16 protein-coding genes are annotated in these 19320 nt (G+C 41.7%); 8 read left to right on the top strand and 8 right to left on the bottom strand.

The window, feature by feature from the left end:
* Window positions 1-8: 8 nt before the first annotated feature.
* The 4 genes from INF20_RS04755 to tyrS are packed head-to-tail and all read left to right on the top strand — an operon-like array spanning window position 9 to window position 5104.
* Window positions 9-1208 carry a 3-phosphoshikimate 1-carboxyvinyltransferase gene (locus INF20_RS04755; RefSeq protein ID WP_226385236.1) on the top strand — a complete coding sequence of 400 codons (1200 nt, stop codon included), beginning with the start codon at window positions 9-11 and terminating at the stop codon, window positions 1206-1208.
* A complete protein-coding gene (gene aroC, locus INF20_RS04750; RefSeq protein ID WP_226385235.1) occupies window positions 1198-2544 on the top strand; it encodes a chorismate synthase in 1347 nt (448 codons plus the stop codon). The genes INF20_RS04755 and aroC overlap by 11 nt, the downstream gene beginning before the upstream one ends.
* On the top strand, window positions 2541-3782 hold the full coding sequence (locus INF20_RS04745) for a shikimate kinase (RefSeq protein WP_226385234.1): 1242 nt from the start codon (window positions 2541-2543) through the stop codon (window positions 3780-3782). Before aroC ends, INF20_RS04745 begins: the two co-directional genes overlap by 4 nt.
* Window positions 3779-5104 (top strand): tyrosine--tRNA ligase, encoded by a 1326-nt coding sequence (tyrS, locus tag INF20_RS04740; protein ID WP_226385233.1) that lies wholly within the window; start codon window positions 3779-3781, stop codon window positions 5102-5104. The genes INF20_RS04745 and tyrS overlap by 4 nt, the downstream gene beginning before the upstream one ends.
* Before the next feature lie 88 nt (window positions 5105-5192).
* Here tyrS and INF20_RS04735 read toward each other — a convergent pair whose 3' ends face one another.
* From INF20_RS04735 to INF20_RS04700, 8 genes are all read right to left on the bottom strand, one after another.
* Entirely contained in the window at window positions 5193-7169 is a 1977-nt protein-coding gene (locus INF20_RS04735; protein ID WP_226385232.1) for an LTA synthase family protein, read from the bottom strand.
* A 16-nt stretch (window positions 7170-7185) separates the two neighbouring features.
* Window positions 7186-8058 carry a 16S rRNA (adenine(1518)-N(6)/adenine(1519)-N(6))-dimethyltransferase RsmA gene (rsmA, locus tag INF20_RS04730; RefSeq protein WP_226385231.1) on the bottom strand — a complete coding sequence of 291 codons (873 nt, stop codon included), beginning with the start codon at window positions 8056-8058 and terminating at the stop codon, window positions 7186-7188.
* Entirely contained in the window at window positions 8055-8603 is a 549-nt protein-coding gene (gene rnmV, locus INF20_RS04725) for a ribonuclease M5 (protein ID WP_226385230.1), read from the bottom strand. Before rnmV ends, rsmA begins: the two co-directional genes overlap by 4 nt.
* Window positions 8604-8606: 3 nt before the next feature.
* On the bottom strand, window positions 8607-9011 hold the full coding sequence (locus INF20_RS04720) for an FtsB family cell division protein (RefSeq protein ID WP_226385229.1): 405 nt from the start codon (window positions 9009-9011) through the stop codon (window positions 8607-8609).
* A 102-nt stretch (window positions 9012-9113) separates the two neighbouring features.
* Window positions 9114-11618, bottom strand: a complete 2505-nt coding sequence (locus INF20_RS04715; protein WP_226385228.1) for an ABC transporter permease — start codon at window positions 11616-11618, stop codon at window positions 9114-9116.
* On the bottom strand, window positions 11615-12295 hold the full coding sequence (locus tag INF20_RS04710) for an ABC transporter ATP-binding protein (protein ID WP_226385227.1): 681 nt from the start codon (window positions 12293-12295) through the stop codon (window positions 11615-11617). The genes INF20_RS04715 and INF20_RS04710 overlap by 4 nt, the downstream gene beginning before the upstream one ends.
* On the bottom strand, window positions 12264-13301 hold the full coding sequence (locus INF20_RS04705; protein WP_226385226.1) for a sensor histidine kinase: 1038 nt from the start codon (window positions 13299-13301) through the stop codon (window positions 12264-12266). The genes INF20_RS04710 and INF20_RS04705 overlap by 32 nt, the downstream gene beginning before the upstream one ends.
* Entirely contained in the window at window positions 13302-13991 is a 690-nt protein-coding gene (locus tag INF20_RS04700) for a response regulator transcription factor (RefSeq protein ID WP_226385225.1), read from the bottom strand.
* Between the two features lie 104 nt (window positions 13992-14095).
* Between INF20_RS04700 and INF20_RS04695 the strand changes: the two genes are divergently transcribed.
* The 4 genes from INF20_RS04695 to INF20_RS04680 all read left to right on the top strand — a co-directional run bounded on the left by INF20_RS04695 (window position 14096) and on the right by INF20_RS04680 (window position 19270).
* Window positions 14096-14875 carry an acyl-[acyl-carrier-protein] thioesterase gene (locus INF20_RS04695; protein ID WP_226385224.1) on the top strand — a complete coding sequence of 260 codons (780 nt, stop codon included), beginning with the start codon at window positions 14096-14098 and terminating at the stop codon, window positions 14873-14875.
* Between the two features lie 120 nt (window positions 14876-14995).
* Window positions 14996-15628 carry a TetR/AcrR family transcriptional regulator gene (locus INF20_RS04690; protein ID WP_226385223.1) on the top strand — a complete coding sequence of 211 codons (633 nt, stop codon included), beginning with the start codon at window positions 14996-14998 and terminating at the stop codon, window positions 15626-15628.
* Between the two features lie 91 nt (window positions 15629-15719).
* Entirely contained in the window at window positions 15720-17528 is a 1809-nt protein-coding gene (locus tag INF20_RS04685) for an ABC transporter ATP-binding protein (protein ID WP_226385222.1), read from the top strand.
* Window positions 17528-19270: an ABC transporter ATP-binding protein gene (locus INF20_RS04680; RefSeq protein ID WP_226385221.1), complete on the top strand. Its 1743-nt coding sequence runs from the start codon at window positions 17528-17530 to the stop codon at window positions 19268-19270. Before INF20_RS04685 ends, INF20_RS04680 begins: the two co-directional genes overlap by 1 nt.
* Window positions 19271-19320 lie beyond the last annotated feature (50 nt).

Genomic DNA, 19320 nt, shown 5'->3' with positions numbered 1-19320 from the left:
CTGCTTTTATGGATATAAAAATCATTCCCCAAAAGCTTGCTGGTAAAATACCCTTTGTTTCCGGCAAATCACAGGGACATCGCATAATAATAGCAAAGGCGCTGGCAGCCTTAAAGGATTACAGCAACGAAAATATCGTGGATATACCTATTAAAACGAATGTACCCGATGATATTCTTAAAACCGCAAATGCCGTAAAGCAGTTTAAGGAAAAATCTCCTGTAATAGACTGCGGAGCCAGCGGAACAACTCTACGTTTGTTGCTTCCCGTCTTTGCGGCACTGTGCAACAACAGTACCTTTACCATGAATGAACAGCTTGCCAAAAGGCCTTTGACAAAGCTTATCCTGCAGCTGGAAGAGCACGGCTGCAAAATATCTCGCCAGGCAAATACCATTACGGTTTCCGGAAAATTGAATGGCGGCGTTTTCACTCTGCCGGGGAATATAAGCTCCCAGTACATATCGGGACTGTTATTTGCCCTTCCCCTCACCGAGGAAGGAGGAAATATAAGGCTTACTACCGAATTAAGCTCTGCAAAATATGTTCAGCTTACAACGGACACCCTAAAGGAATTCGGAATAAAGACAGAACACATCAAGGATGACAATCTGGATTTATTTAAAATAGACGGTAACCAGCATTACAAAACACCGAAAAGCTTAAATCTTCAAAGAGACTGGTCGGCGACAGCTTTCTGGCTTACAGCAACATTTGCAGGAAGCAGTCTGACATTGGAAAAGGAATATTGTAAATCCATTCAGCCTGATATGGAGATTATGGATATTCTTCAGCAAATGAAAACTTCCGATGAGCTTATGCTGGACTGCGACAACATACCGGATCTTGTTCCGGTGCTGACCGTAGCTGCAGCTTTCAGACCGAAAAATTCAGTTACAAAGCTGATAAATCTCAAAAGGCTTCACTTTAAGGAAAGCGATAGGGTAAGCACATCTGCAAAAATGCTTACTTGTCTGGGCGGAAATATCACCGCAACCGATGACAGCCTGACAATCATATCAAAGGGCGAACTTTTGGGAGGCATAGTGGACGGAGCAGAGGATCACAGAATTGTAATGGCAGCAGCCATAGCAGCTACAGCCTGTAGCAACCCGGTAATCATTAAAGGTGCTCAAGCAGTCAGCAAATCCTATCCTGATTTCTTTAAGGATTTTAAGGAACTTGGAGGAAATATAGTTGAAATCTGAATTTGGAAGAACATTTAAAGTATCTATCTCCGGAGGCAGTCACGAACCGGAAATGACGGTTGAAATGACAGGATTGCCTGTAGGATTTACAGTAGATATGAAAAAAGTCTGTGATTTTCTTAAAAGAAGATCACCGGGAGAGGAAAATTACACAACGGCAAGGCAGGAAAAAGACATCCCTCTTCTAAAAAACGGTACAGAGGAGCTTGAAGTTGATGAAGTAATCGTACCTGCAGACGGGAAATTATGCTTTGTTGTAAAAAACTCTAATACAGACAAAACAGCATATAAAAACATGCTGCCGCGACCGGGACATGCCGATCTTCCTGCATATCTCAAATATAAAGGAAAGGTTGATATGTCCGGAGGAGGTCCCTTCTCAGGAAGGATGACCGTTATGCTCTGCATCGCCGGGGCCATTGCCCTGCAGTATCTGCAGCAGCACAACATAAGAATCGCATCAAGGGTCTTAAGCATAGGACAGGCCTCCGGTCCTCAAACGGATTTAGTGGAGCCTAAGGCCATACCGATGACCGACTACATGCTTGAGGAAATGGAATTTGCCAAAAATGACAACAATTCCGTGGGAGGCGTAGTAGAGGCCTTTGCAACAGGTCTTCCTTTAGGACTCGGCGGTCCTATGTATGACAGCATGGAAAGCATCCTATCTCCTATAGCCTTCGGCATACCCGCCGTAAAAGGTGTTGAATTTGGCAACGGCTTTGCCGCTTCATACTTGCTTGGTTCGGAGAACAACGATGACTTTCTGGCAATAACCAAAGACGAAAGGATTATTACCGCCACCAACAATCACGGCGGAATCCTGGGCGGGTTAACCACAGGAATGCCCCTTGTGATGAGAGTAGCCTTTAAACCGGCACCTTCCATAGGGAAAAAACAGTCAACTGTTGACCCGGTTACCGGAAAGCCTGAAGATATACAGATACAGGGCAGACACGATGCATGCTTTGTTCCTCGGGCAGCTGCAGTGGTTGAAGCAGCCCTTGCAGTCGGTCTGATGGATGCCATTCTTTCCGACAAAACTTTACACAAAGACAGAGATATATCGGACATGAGAGATGATATAGATCGTATAGATGCTGAAATAGCTTCCCTTCTCAACAAACGAATGGAACTGTCGGGAGAAATAGCAAAATATAAAATGAATCACGATATCCCGGTTTTGGATACCGGCAGAGAAGCACAGGTGCTCTCCAAAGTCGGTCCTGACCTTAAAGATATATACATAAAAATAATGGAAAAAAGCAAGGAAAAACAAAAAATGATACTTGAAGAAAATATGCTCAATGGCGGAAAGGAGGCTGAAGGAAAATGAGTTTTGGATTTGGACTGCTTGGAGAAAAACTCTCCCACAGTTACTCACCGATGATTCATAACGCTCTTGGAGCTTATGACTACGGACTATATGAAGTAACACCTGAAGCTCTTGAAGACTTTATGAAAAACGGTACCTTCAGCGGACTAAATGTTACATCTCCCTATAAAAAGGAAGTCTGTAAATATGTGGAGCTTGATCCAATTGCCATAAAGCTTGGCAATGTAAACACCGTTTATCATAAGGACGGCATATTGAGAGGTACAAACACCGACTACTTTGGTTTTTTATATCTGCTTTCCTTAAGCGGTATTAACCCGGAAGACAAAAAAGTCCTGATACTAGGCAGTGGAGGTGCTTCCGACACCGTCAAAAGCATAATTGAAGCATGCAAGCCTAAGGATGTCTTTGTGGCCAGCAGAAAAAAATCTAAAGAATATGTAAGCTACAATAACCTTCCAAAGGATGCTCAGATTATAATAAATACCACTCCGGTGGGAACATATCCTAATTCCTATGATACAATCATAGATCTCAAGGATTTCGAAAAATGTGAAGCGGTTATAGACCTTGTCTACAACCCTTTCAAAACACCTTTGCTGCTACAGGCCGAAAAACTGGGAATGAAAATTTCCAACGGAATTCCGATGCTTGTGGCACAGGCACTGCGCTCGGCAGAATTTTTTACAGGGATGAGCTTTCGAAGATATACTGCCGACATCATACAGGAGCTTGAAACCTATGTTAAAAACATCGTAATAATTGGAATGCCAGGAAGCGGCAAGACCACCATAGGTAAGGCTGTAGCAGCAGCCACCGGCAGGACATTCATAAGCACTGACGAAGAAATCGTCAAAAGAGCCGGCAGAAGCATTCCTGAAATTTTCGCCTCAGATGGCGAAGAAGCTTTTCGCTCTATGGAGCAGGCGGTATTAAAGGACATATGTAAAGAAAGCGGCCTTGTAATAGCCACAGGAGGCGGTAGCGTTCTAAGGGATGAAAACAAGGATATAATAAGATGCAATTCCATTGCGGTTGAAATCCTTAGAGATTATTCCCTTCTCAGCACCGAAGGAAGACCTCTTTCCGAAGGTAAATCCGCAGAGGATTTGGAGGTCATGTATGCCGAAAGAAATTGTCATTATGACGCAGTAAAAGATATTTCCGTTGAAAACAACTTAGCACCTGAAGAAGTGGCAAAGTTGATAATTGATAAAATAAGGAGGAACTCAAAATGAAAAGCTTTATAAGAGATGATGTGAGCAAACACACCAATGTATTCGATGTCCTCAAAGAAAGAGGCTTCATTGAGCAGTGCACTCACGAAGAAGAAATAAGAGAACTTCTCGCTAATGAAAAAATCAAGTTCTACATCGGATTTGACCCTACCGCAGACTGTCTGCATATCGGTCACTTTATGCAGATTATAATCATCATGTACATGATGAAGTACGGCCACACTCCTGTAGTCCTCCTGGGCGGCGGTACCGGTATGATCGGCGACCCTTCCGGCAGAACTGACATGAGAAAGGTTATGGATGTAGATACAGTTGTAAACAACTGCAATGCTTTCAAAAAGCTCTTTGAAAGATTCATCGAATTTGATGATGATTTTAAATACACAGGCAGCGAATACGGTGTTAAAAACGATGCCAACAAAGAGCCTGATCCTGGCAAAGCCGTTTGCGTAAACAACGCCACATGGCTTTCAGATTGCAAATTTATCCAGTTTATCCGTGACATCGGAAGACACTTTACCGTAAACAACATGCTCAGACAGGATTGCTACAAGCAGAGACTTGAAGAAGGTCTTACATTCTTTGAAATGAGCTACCTGCTGATGCAGTCCTACGACTTTATGGTAATGGCAAGGGATATCGATGTTAAGATGCAGTTTGGTGGTAACGACCAGTGGTCCAACCTAATCGGCGGTGTTGACCTTACAAGAAAAATGCTCAATAAACAGGTTTACGCCATGACCTTTACACTTCTCACAAACAGCGAAGGTAAAAAGATGGGTAAGACTCAGTCCGGCGCTCTGTGGCTCGACGCTGACAGAACTTCTCCATTTGAGTTCTTCCAGTACTGGAGAAATGTAGCCGATGCCGATGTTGAAAAATGTCTCAAGCTCTTGACATTCTTGCCTCTTGATGAAATCTCCAAGCTGGTAAATGTTGAAGGTGCTGAAATCAACAAGGCAAAGGAAGTGCTGGCATTTGAAATCACAAAGCTGGTACACGGCGAAGAAGAGGCTCAGAAAGCTCTGGATGGCTCCAAAGCAGCATTTGCCGGAGAAGGTAGCATGGACAATATCCCTCATACACAGATGGCTGCATCTGCTTTCGAAGGAGAAGGTATGGGCGTAGTTAATCTGATTAAGGAACTTGGCCTTGTATCTTCAAACTCCGAAGGATTCAGAACCATCGAGCAGGGTGGACTTTCCGTAAATGACGAAAAGGTTACAGATGCCAAGATGAATATCACTAAAGATATGTTCAAAGACGGCAAACTCCTTATTCAGAAGGGAAAGAAAACATTCCACATGGTAGAACTCGACTAAAAGACAGCTAAAAAGTACAGTTAAAAAGCAGTCACCGTAACGGTTAATCCGTACGGTGGCTGCCTTTTTATTTCATTTAAGCCAATTATTATTCTGTTGTTCCCAGGATTTCGTTATCATCTACCTGGCTGACCTTCATCTTTGATACATCATCAGGATCTACCTTTTCCTCAAGGCCTAAAATCGTCGGCCCCAGGTACACCGTATCAAGAATTTCTCCATCTAGGTTGACTTTACTGTACTCGGTGAAATTCTGACCTTTGATGTAATATTTATCACCGATTTTAACGATGCTGTCTATCTTTATCTCCTTGACGCCCATCTTCATGTCCGCAGGCTCCCAAGGATTTTTTCCATCGTATATATATTTTTCGCCGTAAAGCATATCATATTGCAAAGCGTGAAGCTCTTCCAGATAGTTTTCATCATCCCTATGGTTCTGGTGGAATGTTACCATGGTTCCGTTGGTTATACCTATTCTATCAAGAACTTCTGAGCCAATCTGATAGCTACACAAATCCTTATCTTCCTTTTCAAGGCCAAAGTTGCTCCATATAAAGTAATCTGTCTGGTATGTGATTCTGCCGTCTTTTAGGTTTTCATCGGATATATTATCTATAGCCGGCAAATGGTCACCGTACATTACAACAACCACATCCTCATCGTACTGACTCATAGCTTCAATAAAGTCGGCTACGAATTTATCCATTTCATGAATCTGATTTGCATAGTATTCGTACTGCCATTTAAGAGCTTCTGTAGGGGCGGATGTAACGGTAATCTCAGGATCTTCAAGCACCTGCTCTGTAGGATATTTTCCGTGGCCCTGTACAGAAATTGTATATACATAATCCGGGCCTTTAGTGGATTCCATGGCATCGATTATCTCACCGGTAAGAACATTATCCTTTTCCCAGTTTTTAGGAGTTCTTCCCACATTATTCATATATTCCACAGAAGTGAATGTATCGTATCCCAGATTTGGGAATACTTCATTTCGTCCATAGAACACACCTCTGTGGTTATGAATGGCATGGGTTCCATATCCAATCTGCTTCAGATTATATGGGATGGATTCACAGGTGGATTCAAGCATTATATTCTTATACGGATATTCTCCTGGTCCGAAGAACTTAAGAGACATACCCGTCATACTTTCAAACTCTGTATTTGCTGTTCCTGCTCCCACCGACGGCACAGTAAGTCTTCCAGATGAGGTTTCCGAATACAGCTTTCTCAGATTAGGAATAGGATCCTCTGAAAACTCTATATCCTTTAAGGTAAGCGGATCCATCAGGGATTCCAGCTGAATAAATATGATGTTCGGTTTATTTTCGCCGCTCACGCCTTCAGTCTTGCCCACAGTTGTAGCCAATTCTTCTTCCGTAAATATGCTCTTTATGCCATTCTCACTGTAGTCGTCAGGCTTGCTGACTCCTATATTCATCCATGTATTTATAAAACAATATGGAACTCCATTGTCCCTGTAAGCATATGCCAAGTTAGGGAAGTATGTATCCACCACATTAAACTTGATAGCAAGACCGGAAATTCCAAACACTGCCGCAATTACACAAAGCACTGCAACGGCATTTACTTTATAATTAACCTTGTCCTTCTTTTTAGGTGCCTTAAGCCACAGTAAAACAATGGCAGCTATCAAGATTACAATGCAGATGCAGCCCAGTACAATCTGGAAGGTTGAAAAATAGTTTGTAACTATTGAAAATCCATCCTTTAACGACTGGAAATCATATACTGTAAAAGGCGTCATTCTGTTCGAAAGTATCACGCCGTTGGTAATACCCAAGGCCAACCATATCATGCTGACTATGACTAGATAAAATACTCTTCGCCTGAACAATATGGAAATCGCCAAGGTGGCAAATATAATCAGAGAATTATATAGGAAAACCGCAGGGCTTCCAAAGAGAAATTTTATTCCTCCCGTAAGGGTCTGTCTTGCCAGAGTTTCTATTATGAGGTTAAGCAAAATCGCCAGACCTACGCATAAAGCGAAGGGGTGATCTAGCACCTTTTTAATACATCCGATAGCTTTTTTCAATTTCCGTCTCCTTAAATCACAGATTCATTTCAAACATTCCATTGGCAATTTTAGCAAATTCATCGATGTCTAATGTTTCTGCTCTTCTGCCGGGATCTATACCGGCTTCCTCAAGAATCTGTCCTATCTTATCTTTGCCAAGGCCTGTTCCCGATGCCAGAGAATTAAGAAGTGTCTTTCTCCTCTGTGCAAATCCGCTTTTTACAGCCTTAAAGAACAGTTTATCATCTTTAAGCTCCACCGGTTTTTCCTTTCTTATATCAAGTCTAAGCACCGTAGAGTCTACTTTTGGAGCAGGCACAAATACTTCTTTAGGTACATCTGTCACTTTTACCACCTGACAGTAATACTGCACCGCTACGGATAACGCTCCCCGTTCCTTATTTCCCGGAGCCGCTTTTATCCTGTCTGCCACTTCCTTTTGCATCATAACCGTTATACTGTCTGCGGGAACACCATCCTCCAAAAGCTTCATAATAATGGGAGTGGTGATGTAATAGGGCAGATTACCGATGATTCTCACGCTCTCCATTTGAGGGAAATTCTTTTTTTCCTCCTCTATAACCGCTGTGAGATCGGTTTTAAGTATATCCCTATTTATTATTTTTACATTAGTCTCATCCGCCAGGGTTTCCTGCAAAATCGGTATGAGATTTTTATCTATTTCAACTGCTATAACCGAGCCCGCCTTTGCTGCAGCTTCCTTTGTTATAACGCCTATTCCCGGTCCTATTTCTATGACTAAATCATTTTCACCTATATTGGATGCTTCAATGATGTTGTCTATTATATTCTTGTCTGTAAGAAAGTTCTGTCCCAGGCTTTTGGTAAGTCTGAATCCGTATCTTTCCCTTATATCTTTTATTGTTGCCGGTGAATATAGCTTCATTTAAGCGTCCTTTCGATTTTATCAAGTTCCCTTGCAAAGTCTTCTTTTGTTACGCCGAAGGCGTTAAGTTTCTTTAAAAACCCGAGGCTGTTACCGTAACCTATACCTAGGGCTTTACCTAAAGCCTGTCGTTTTTCTTTGCTTCCAGCACCACCGGCAAGACCGGCGTCCACCATATCCCTTTGAGTAAAGATATCGGTGCTTTCCACAAGCTTTGCCTTGGCTTTATTGAGAGCTTCACATATGACTTTATCGGAAGCGTTTTCTATACCTACATCGTTGCCTCCCAAGGCTTCTTTCTTTGTGAGGTAAGCGTGCTTTGCATTTGGAAATCTTTCCGAAAGCTTCTTTCTTATCTCCTCTCCGGAATGGTCCGGATCAGTGAATATTATTATTCCTCTTTCCTCATATGCTTTTTTAATAAGCTCCCAGGTTTCTTTTTTTATGCCGAAGCCGTGGGTCTCAATGGTGTCGCATTCCACAGCTCTGGTTACTGCCGTGGTATCATCTCTGCCCTCGACTACTATTACTTCTTTTATCTTCATATTCTATTCTCCGCTGTCATCTGAACCGTCGGTGTTGTCATCTTCTCCCGGTAGCATATAAAGTATCTCTCCGGGAAGCAGCAGATGCAGCTGTTCTCTTGCTTGCTTTTCTATGTATTCAGGACTTTTGACATCTTTCATTTCCTGCTGCAGCGCATCCCTTTCCTCTTTAAGCTTCTCCTGCTCCTGCTGAAGCTTACTTTCTTCAACTTTTAGTGAAACTATCTTATAAAATGAAAACCCGACAGTAAGCAGTAAAAACGCTGCTACCACAAGAAAGACCGTCAATCTTCTTTTAATCTGCTGTTTTCTTCTCGGTGACAGAGGCTTTTTTTCTTTTTTCTTTTTTTTCTTTTTATTGCGCCGACTTCTTGCCGCTTCAATATCTATTACATTTTTTTCAGCCATATCACATTTCCTTTGAACAAATTCGGCATTTATTATACCACATTCGTTAGATAAATCGTACAAATGTTACAGTTTAGATAGTTAATAAAATATTTCACCATGTCATTTGTAAAACTTCTGACTCTTTAATACCGTTGCTGCATCTATTTTTCCCACCTTGTAGCAGGAATATTTCATTATAACGGCGATTATCAGCCCCATGAGAACAGCACTGATAAACACGCTGGACCACGGTGTAACATACCCTGTGATGCTACTGCCGTAATTGGTAAAATTATAAGCAAACATCAAGCCGATAAAGGAAAGAGGTATTGTGTATAAAAGCATTCTTATGCCTAGCATCAGACTCTCCAGATATATCATCTTTCTGATGGAGCCCGGTGTCATTCCCGATGATGAAAGGGTGGCAAACTCTGCCTTTCGTATCTCTATATTTGAAGCCACTGTATTAAACAGATTAGCCATGGCTATTATTGAAATAAGGATTATAAAACCGAAGGATACAAGGTTAATTAACGCAAGAACACTTCCAGCCTCGTCTCTAGCTTCCTGAATATTCATAAGCCCATCTTCAGCAAGGCCGTTATCTCTGCACAGACTGCGCATCGCAGCATAAGTCTGTGCCGGGTCATCGGATCTGAACAGAGCTTCACCTGTAAATGCATTTTCCGCCGAGTTATTAAGTATATACTGTCCTGCAGACTTACTCATGAGCACCACAGGAACTCCTACAGAATCTATTAGCCCGTCGGGAATTTCATCTACATACACACCTATTTCAACCGTTGTCTGTCTTCCTCCTAAAAAGCCTTTCAGCACTGACGGTCTTTCACTTTCATTAAATATGGTCTTTTCCCTGATGCTACCGGTAATACGGTCATACCTGTTTATGGTGGAAGTGGCTATTGCCTTAGGTGAGGCTCCATCAAAAAAACCACTTGGGTCTATCCCGGATTTATGCAGATATGACGCAAAGGCATTGTCATCTATCATATAAAAGGCATACTGAACCGGTGAGCGGCCCAGATATACATCCATGGTTCCTTTCATTAGATAAGTGCTTTCCGTTACACCGTCGGTATTGGAAAGTATCATATACGCCGCTTCAGCATCCTCTCTCTGTTCTCCTTCATAGGAAATATCAAAGCCTGAACTTGTTCCAAGTCTTGCAGCTATACCGTTTTGCATGTAAATTACCACTGCCCCTGCTGTCACGAATAAAACAACGCTCATAACGACGGAAACTATTGTGTATCTGTAATGTCTATGGTGTCTTCGGAAGTTTCTTTCCGCCAATACCATTTCAGGTCCGCCGGTTTTAAGAAGCAAAGCGGTCAGCCTCTTTCTTTCAGCTCTTTCTTTCTTTCCCTCCTGTTTTTCCCGTTCTCTTTCCTCTATAGGTTTTGTCATTCCCGCCTTTGCAGCAGGCACACTTATGGCTATGTATACCGCTATAAGAGATATGATAAACGCCAGGAATATCGTACCGAAATTTATATCAAAATCCACAGATCCACTTATATCAGATGATATGATTCCCGCCATCTGATTTCCTGCTAAAACAGTCAAAAGGAATGCTCCCGCCATACCTAGGATGATTCCTAACGGAATGCTGACAGCGCCGTAAAAGATTCCCTCATACAAAGTTATCCTCTTAAGCTGGCTCCTTGTGGCTCCCACTGAAGCGAATATCTCATATTGTCTGCGCTTTTCCATAACCGATATGGAAAATGTATTATACATCAGCATATAACTACCTAAGATGATAACCGCAAGCAATATTAAGGTCATGACAACTGGGATACCCGTGCTGCGTATATCAAACTTCTCACCGGTTACATTGAGAAGCTCTTCGTTATATGTAACATCATCGGAATCTTCCCCGTAATATTCCCTTAAAAGAGGCATGATGTTGCCGTAATCCTCATCGCTGAAATATGTAAATGTACAGCGCATCACCGGTTTGTTATCGCAGGTTATGGCAGTGTATCCGGCTGCCATATAAGGCTCTACAGCCGGTCGTTCACATATGCCCACAACTGTGAAGGTCCTCGTATCTCTGCTTATAAAGGCCTCTGATTTAGGCTCATAGGCATCCCACTGATCCAGATCTCCACCTTCATGAATATCTATTCTTTCTCCTATTTCTAAAGTGATTTTATCGCCTATTTCATAGCTTATACCTGCATTTGCAGTAAGATGCTCGGGTAAAACTATCTCTTTGCTGTTTTTAGGAAGCCGTCCCTCTGTAATGCGGGTATTTCCTATTTCCCCCATGGCTTCATCCATGTTTTCCAAAAAAAGAAACGGCTTCTGAGGATTGGCGCTGTTGATATATGAATACCCCACAGCCTGTGTTACGCCAAAATCAATTCCAGCTTTCTCCGCTTCTTTTGCCATTTCATCATCTATATTTCTGACAGACACGCTCCAGTTGCCATAGCTTTCCTTTACGGTTTTTACGAGAAAGGAATGAAAACTTGAAGACATACATAAAACGCCGGTAATCATAGCCACGGAAATTACGGCACCTATCAATGTAGCTGCCGTGCGCAGTCTGTTGCGGCCCAATGACCTTTTTGTCGCTTCAAAAAAAACTCCCTTCATCGGGTCTCCTCGTCTCGCAGGATTCTGCCGTCATCTATGGTAATAACCCTGTCCGCCTGAAGAGCTATCTCTTCATCGTGGGTTATTATTATTGTAGTCTGCTTGTATTTTCTATTTGAATACTTGAAAAGCTCAACTATGTTCTGTGAATTTTTACTGTCGAGATTTCCCGTAGGCTCATCGGCTAGAAGTATTGCCGGAGCGTTAATAAGAGCCCTTCCTATGGAAACTCTTTGCTGCTGGCCGCCGGAAAGCTGACCGGGCATCGCTTTTTCCTTTCCTTCCAAACCCAGCATGTGAATCGTTTCAGTAAGCCTCTGGCTGTTCATGGTTCTTCCGTCCAAAACTGCCGGTAAAGTGATGTTTTCCTCCACATCAAGTACCGGAATCAGATTGTAGAACTGATAGACGATGCCTATTTGTCTTCTTCTGAAAATCGCCAGTTCATCGTCTGTCAGTTTGTAAATATCCATTCCGTTTATAAATACCTTGCCTGATGTCGGTTTTTCCACACCCCCTAAAATGTGCAAAAGGGTGGATTTGCCGGATCCGGACGGACCCATAATCGCCAGGAAGTCTCCCTGTTTTACGGAAAAGCTGACATCCTTTAAGGCGTCGGTCCTGCTTTCACCTTCTCCATAGACCTTATTGAGGTTTTCGGCTCTCAGTATTTCCATCGGTATCTCCTTTGTAGAACTTTATGGTGAAACGGCTTCCGCCTTCCTTGCGGTTTTCCGCTTTAATGGTACCGTTCTGTTCCTGAATTATCATCTTTGACAAAGCCAGTCCTATGCCAACGCTGGATTCGGAGCTATCTCTGCCTCTGTAAAATCTTTCAAATATATGAGGTAAATCCTCGCTATCTATGCCGTTACCGTTATCTTCAATAACGATTTTTGTAAACAGGATATTCTCCGTTACATTAACCGAAATATGTCCGCCCTCAGGTGTATGCTCCATACAGTTTTTTACGATATTGGAAATCGCTTCAACGCTCCAGTTTATATCCCCTGTAAAGCATTCGTTTCCCATGGCTGTATAATCAAACAGCTGATCTCTGATTTCCAAAGGAATCATTATAGATTCCGATGCCTTTGCCACCAGCTCCGAAACCGAGGTCTTTTCCTTTTTCATCACAACGGTGCCCGCATCCAGTTTTGATATTTTAAGAAGGGATGATATCAGCCAGTCAAGCCTTCTGAGATGGCTGTTTATCTCGTTTACATACTTCATCCTATCCTCATAAGAAAGTTCTGCACTCTGCAGAAAGGACATCAAAAGATTTATTGTAGTGAGAGGTGTTCTCAGCTGATGGGATATATCCGCTATGGAATCCGTCAAATAGATTTTTTCCTTTTGCAGCAGATAAGCCCCTTCTCTGATTTTTACCGTCATCTTTTTAATTTCACTTTCCAAAACCGCCAAGTCGCCCTCGTGGATGTCCTCCAAGGCAACCATTGTATCACTGTGGAGTATCATATCTATATTCTCCGACAGCATATTTATTTTAGCGTATCTTTTTTTGTCGGCCACAAGGGAAGCGATTGTCAAAGTTATGCAGGCAATAAGAGTCACCGTACCTGCCCCCGCTCCCACGCGAAAGCCGATTACGGTCATGACTATTGTTATTACAATGTGCAGCGCCAAAAGCTGTTTAGCGTCTCTATTTCTTAAAAAATGCACTTAGTCACCTACTTTATATCCAAGTCCTCTTACTGTCTTTATTATCTGTGGCTTCTGAGGGTCATCTTCGATTTTTTCTCTAAGCCTTTTTATATATACGGTAAGGGTATTGTCATTGACGAATTCTCCGGCAATATCCCAGATTTCCTCCAGCAGCTTATTTCTCGAAAGTACAACGCCTTTATTGTTTAAGAATACGAGAAGCAGTCTGTATTCCAGTACAGACAGAAAAATTTCCTCATCGCCTTTATGGACTGTTCCCTTCATTGAATCCACTCTTAGGTCTCCGATTTCTATAACGGATCTTGTCTTATCGTTACGTCTGAGAATATTTTTGATTCTTGAAACCAGCTCTCTCGGCCTGAAAGGCTTTGTAATATAGTCTTCTGCGCCCATATCAAGCCCCGTTACAGCACTGGCTTCATCATCATAGGCCGTTATAAAGATGATAGGCACATCCTTGTTTTTATTATCAAGGGTTGACGCCTTTGCTGCAGAGCAGATGGCATATCCGCTTCCGTCCGGCAGGGATATATCCAAAAGAATCAAATCAAATTTCTGTTCGGCTAAAAGATCCAAAGCCTGTGACTGGCGCATGGCCGTTATCACTTCAAAGCCTTCCGCTTTTAAAAGTTCCTTTAAATTTTCTATTATATTTATGTCGTCTTCGACAAGTAATATTCTAGTCATTTTCACACTTCCTTTCGATTACCTTAATAATTTATTATATCAACGGCAAATTGACTTTTCAACTTTTGACGAATATAATGTCTCGTATGTGAACGGAGGTGCTTATGTACGGAAAAATCAACGAAGACGGACGACTTTTTAAGAAGTATCGCATCCAGTATAACGAAATAAATACAACGCTTAGACTAAAGCCCCAGAGGGCTGTTGAAATGTGTCAGGACACAGCAGTATGTCACAGCGACGAAGCAGGCTACACTTTGGATTTCTTTACTGAAAATCACTGTGGTTGGGTACTCACAGGCTGGCATATAATATTTGGCAAGCTGCCAAAGGAAGGTGAGGATATGGATCTTGCCACATGGACAAGGCCATACAAGCGCCTTCAGGCAGACAGAAGCTTCAGAGCCACGGATATGGATGGTAACGAAATTTTCCGGGCCATGAGCAGATGGTTCCTTTTTGACACTGAAAAAAGACGCCCTAAAAGATTTCATTCTGATTTCTTTGACGCTTATGTTCCTTCTGAATTGGAAATTGCAATCCCTGAAGAAGATTACACTCAGCCACCCCTTGAGCTGTACGAGCTTTCAGATACCAGAGAATTTCGTGTAACAAGAAGGGATATAGATTCAAATTTCCACACCAACAATATCGCCTATCTGGACTGGGCCTTTGATGATGTGGATGACGAATTGTTTGATTCATATACCATATCGGAATTGCGCGCAGAGTATATAAAGGAAGCCGTCAAGGGAGACCTTGTAAAGAGTCGCTATTATAAACGCACAATCGATGCAAAGAATATTGAAGTAACCAGCGTATTTTCAGATGCAGAGGATGATTCTAAGGTGCTCTGCAGAGTCACAACCCTGTGGCATAAATAATCAAGATAGTCTGTCATCTGACTGTCATTTAATTGACAGCTATTGACAGACTTGTTTTTTAGATGTAATATAACATTGTTATATTACAGTGTTATATAATAATGTATCAGGAGAATCAATATGCAAGCTAACTCACCGGAGACTTTGAAAAGAATACAGCTAGCGGCGCTAAAAGAGTTTTCCGACAAAGGTTTTCTCGGAGCTTCTCTACGGCAGATTGTAAAACAGGCAGGAGTTACTACAGGAGCATTTTACGGTTATTTTTCCAGTAAGGAAGCATTATTTGCTTCAATAGTCGAACCCCATGCCGCTGCCTTAATGGGTCGTTTTATGGAATGCCAAGACGATTTTGCACATCTTCCTAAAGAAGAACAGCCTTCCCATATGGGACAAGATTCCGGGTCATATTTAGACTGGATGGTTAAATATATTTGTCAAAATCCTGTGGAAGTAAAGCTTCTTCTCACCCGTTCAGAAGGAACAAGTTATGAACATTTTGTCCATAATATGGTAGAAGCAGAAGTAGACGCCACCATGGACTACATACAAGTTCTTAAAGATCTAGGTCAAAATGTCGAGGATATAGATAGACAGTTATGTCATATTCTCGCCAGCGGCATGTTCAACGGAGTTTTCGAAGTTGTTATTCACGATATGACTTATGAACAGGCAAGGCACTATGTGCAGCAACTTAGGGCATTTTATACAGCAGGATGGCTAAAATTAATGACGCCTTACGATTTAGATATCTAAAAATCTATATCCTATAAAGGGGATTTTCCCCTTTATATTCTAACCGTCAAGGTTAGTTATAACTAACTCGCTATTAAAGGAGGTTATATTTATGGAAAAAGAAAAAGATAAAAATAACAATCTCAGAGTTCTTCTTAATTACGCAGGTAGTTACAAAATCCTTACTTTTATAGGACTCATATTATCTGCCATATCGATGCTTTGCAGCATGGTTCCATATATTTGCATATGGTTGGTGAGCAAACAACTTATAGATGTCGCTCCCAACTGGACAAATGCTCAGAATGTAACTATATATGGCTGGCTTGCTTTCGCCTTTGCAGTTGGCGGCATACTCATCTACTTTTTAGGCCTGATGTGCACTCACCTTGCAGCATTCCGCACCGCATCAAATATACGAAAGCAAGGTGTCAAGCATGTTACAAAAGCTCCTCTCGGATACTTTGATTCCAACGCATCGGGACTCATAAGAGGCAGGCTTGATGCTGCTGCCGCTGAAACAGAAACACTTTTAGCTCATAATCTTGCTGATATTATAGGCACTATAGTTCTGTTTATATCAATGCTTATAATTATGTTTATATTTGACTGGCGTATGGGTGCAGCTTGTGTTCTTGCCGCAGTAATATCTGTAATTGCTATGTTTTCCATGATGGGAGGTAAGAATGCCAAGATAATGGCAGAATATCAGGCTGCTTTGGATCGCATAAGCAAAGCCGGCACCGAATATGTCAGAGGTATTCCTGTAGTAAAAATATTTCAACAAACCGTCTATTCTTTTAAAGCTTTTAAAGACGCCATTGAAGACTACAGTGTCAAAGCTGAACATTATCAAGCTGATATATGTAGAAAACCTCAATCCATCAATCTTACTTTTACCGAAGGTGCATTCGTTTTCCTCGTTCCTGTAGCATTATTTTTAGCTCCAGATGCTATTTCATCTGGCACCTTTGCAGAATTTATAATCAATTTCGCTTTTTATGCAGTATTTTCTGCTATTATTTCCACAGCTTTGGCAAAAATAATGTTTGCTGCTTCCGGAATAATGTTGGCAAATACCGCCCTTGGTAGAATAAATACTATCATGCAAGCACCAATCCTCAAAACACCTGACAATCCAAAAGTTCCAATTGACAACAAAGTTGAATTTGTCGATGTATCTTTTACTTATGATGGTTCCGAGACGCCAGCACTTTCAAATGTTTCCTTTACAGTAGAAGCCGGTCAAACGATTGCCCTTGTGGGACCTTCCGGTGGTGGTAAATCTACAGCGGCCAGTCTCATACCACGCTTTTGGGATGTAACATCCGGCGTAGTTAAAGTCGGCGGTGTTGATGTTACTCAAATTGATCCTCATATCCTTATGGATCAGGTGGCTTTTGTATTTCAAAATAACCATTTGTTCAAGGCTACAATCTTCGAAAATGTTCATATCTCAAAGCCTGAAGCAAGCAGACAAGATGTTTTAAACGCCCTTTCGGCCGCTCAGTGTGACGACATAATAAAAAAGCTCCCTAACGGCGTAGATACGCTAATCGGTTCTGAAGGAACATATCTTTCAGGTGGCGAGCAACAGCGTGTTATACTTGCAAGAGCTATATTAAAGGATGCTCCGATAGTTATTTTGGACGAAGCTACCGCGTTTGCCGATCCGGAAAATGAAGTCCTTATTCAAAAAGCATTTGCGGAGCTTACCCGTGGTCGCACTGTTATAATGATTGCTCACAGACTTTCTACCGTAGTTAATGCTGATAATATTATTGTTCTAAAAGAAGGAAATATTGTAGAGCATGGAACACATAAACAGCTTATTGAATCAAAAGGACTTTACTTTAAGATGTGGAATGACTATAACCAAGCTATCCAGTGGAAAATCACCAGCAGAAAGGAGGCTCTATAATGTTTGGAAAAAAATTTCAGCGAAAATATGCTCTGACCGATCAGGGAATAATAAACACAAAAAGAGGCGCTCTTTGGACAGTTATAGTAAACCTTGTGGTCATGGGCGGTATAGGTATATTGTATCTACTTATGGCAGAATTTATGTCTACATTTACAAGCGGAAGTTCTTTGCCAAATGCTGTGCTCATCATCGCTCTAGTGGTAATTTTTCTAATACTTTCCTACATAACTCATCTGCAGCAATACAAAGTTACATATGGATTAGTATACGGCGAAGTAGAACAAACGAGACTACGACTTGCTGAAAGACTTCGCAAACTGCCTTTAGGCTACTTTGGCAAAAGAGATTTAGCTGATCTTACTGAAACTCTCATGAGTGACGTAAACCGCATGGAGCATGTATGGTCGCATGTTTTGGGATATTTGTACGGTTCATATATTTCTACTGGCATTATTGCAGTCTGCCTTACTTTCTACGACTGGAGACTAACTATTGCAAGCTTATGGGGTGTCCCTGTAGCCTTTGTTCTTTTATTCGGTACACGAAGTATTGCTGAGCGACATTCCCAAGCAGTAAAAAAAGCTGCTCTCAATGTTTCAGACGGCATTCAAGAAGCTCTTGAAAACATACGAGAAATACGAGCCACAAATCAAGAAGATTTGTACTTGGCTGCTTTGGATAAAAAAATAGATAACCATGAAAAAATTCAGATTCGTGGCGAGCTGACCACAGGGCTATTTGTCAATGGCGCTAGCGTCATTATGCGTTTAGGTGTTGCCACCACAATTCTCCTTGGTGCATGGCTAATTGTATCAGGTAAAATTGACTTTATGCTTCTTTTCTTATTCCTTTTGATAATAACAAGGGTTTACGCTCCGTTCGATCAAAGTCTGGCTCTGATTGCAGAAGTTTTTGTTTCCCAAATTTCCGCAGACAGGATTAACGAAATTTATGAAATGCCTACAGCCGAAGGTTCTCAAAACTTTAAACCGCAAGGACACGATATCGAATTTAAAGATGTATGCTTCGCTTATGATACGGCTGATGTTCTCAAAGATGTAAGCTTTACAGCAAAAGAGGGCGAAGTTACAGCTCTCGTCGGACCTTCAGGTTCAGGAAAAAGTACTTGTGCACGGCTTGCTGCAAGACTGTGGGATATTAACAGCGGAACCATAAAAGTAGGTGGCATAGATATTTCTACCATAGATCCGGAAGTCCTACTTAGAGATTACTCCATGGTATTTCAAGACGTTGTACTTTTTGATGATACAGTCATGGAAAATATTCGCCTTGGCAGACGCAATGCTACCGATGATGAAGTTATAGCAGCGGCTAAAGCCGCAAACTGTGACGAATTTGTCAATAGGCTTGCTCAAGGCTATAACACTCTCATAGGAGAAAACGGTAGTAAACTATCTGGAGGAGAAAGACAGAGAATTTCCATTGCCAGAGCCTTACTTAAAGACGCCCCTATCGTTCTTCTTGATGAGGCCACCGCCAGTCTTGATGTAGAGAACGAAACTAAAGTGCAAGAGGCGCTCTCAAGACTTTTAGTTGGAAAAACCGTGCTTGTTATCGCTCATAGAATGCGTACGATTGAAGCCGCTGATAAAATAATTGTTTTAGCCGATGGAAAAGTTGCAGAGCAGGGATCTCCTAATGAACTTATGTCACAAAACGGATTGTTCAGTCGTATGGTAAAACTGCAGCAACAGAGTTCAAATTGGAAACTCAATTAAATATGTAAAATAAAATACAGCCTCGAGTCCATATTGCCTTATTTCTCGAG

The sequence above is a fragment of the Gallibacter intestinalis genome (genome assembly GCF_014982745.1).
Lineage (GTDB): Bacteria > Bacillota > Clostridia > Peptostreptococcales > Anaerovoracaceae > Gallibacter > Gallibacter intestinalis.
The sequence above is the reverse complement of the archived record's forward strand: the minus strand, read 5'-3'. Positions and strand labels throughout refer to the sequence as shown.

Bases quoted from the DNA above. Each gene is read 5' to 3' on its own strand.
- INF20_RS04755 (WP_226385236.1), top strand. From the start codon at position 9: ATGGATATAAAAATCATTCCCCAAAAGCTTGCTGGTAAAATACCCTTT.
- INF20_RS04745 (WP_226385234.1), top strand. From the start codon at position 2,541: ATGAGTTTTGGATTTGGACTGCTTGGAGAAAAACTCTCCCACAGTTAC.
- tyrS (WP_226385233.1), top strand. From the start codon at position 3,779: ATGAAAAGCTTTATAAGAGATGATGTGAGCAAACACACCAATGTATTC.
- rsmA (WP_226385231.1), bottom strand. From the start codon at position 8,058: ATGAAGCTATATTCACCGGCAACAATAAAAGATATAAGGGAAAGATAC.
- rnmV (WP_226385230.1), bottom strand. From the start codon at position 8,603: ATGAAGATAAAAGAAGTAATAGTAGTCGAGGGCAGAGATGATACCACG.
- INF20_RS04720 (WP_226385229.1), bottom strand. From the start codon at position 9,011: ATGGCTGAAAAAAATGTAATAGATATTGAAGCGGCAAGAAGTCGGCGC.
- INF20_RS04715 (WP_226385228.1), bottom strand. From the start codon at position 11,618: ATGAAGGGAGTTTTTTTTGAAGCGACAAAAAGGTCATTGGGCCGCAAC.
- INF20_RS04710 (WP_226385227.1), bottom strand. From the start codon at position 12,295: ATGGAAATACTGAGAGCCGAAAACCTCAATAAGGTCTATGGAGAAGGT.
- INF20_RS04700 (WP_226385225.1), bottom strand. From the start codon at position 13,991: ATGACTAGAATATTACTTGTCGAAGACGACATAAATATAATAGAAAAT.
- INF20_RS04695 (WP_226385224.1), top strand. From the start codon at position 14,096: ATGTACGGAAAAATCAACGAAGACGGACGACTTTTTAAGAAGTATCGC.
- INF20_RS04690 (WP_226385223.1), top strand. From the start codon at position 14,996: ATGCAAGCTAACTCACCGGAGACTTTGAAAAGAATACAGCTAGCGGCG.
- INF20_RS04685 (WP_226385222.1), top strand. From the start codon at position 15,720: ATGGAAAAAGAAAAAGATAAAAATAACAATCTCAGAGTTCTTCTTAAT.
- INF20_RS04680 (WP_226385221.1), top strand. From the start codon at position 17,528: ATGTTTGGAAAAAAATTTCAGCGAAAATATGCTCTGACCGATCAGGGA.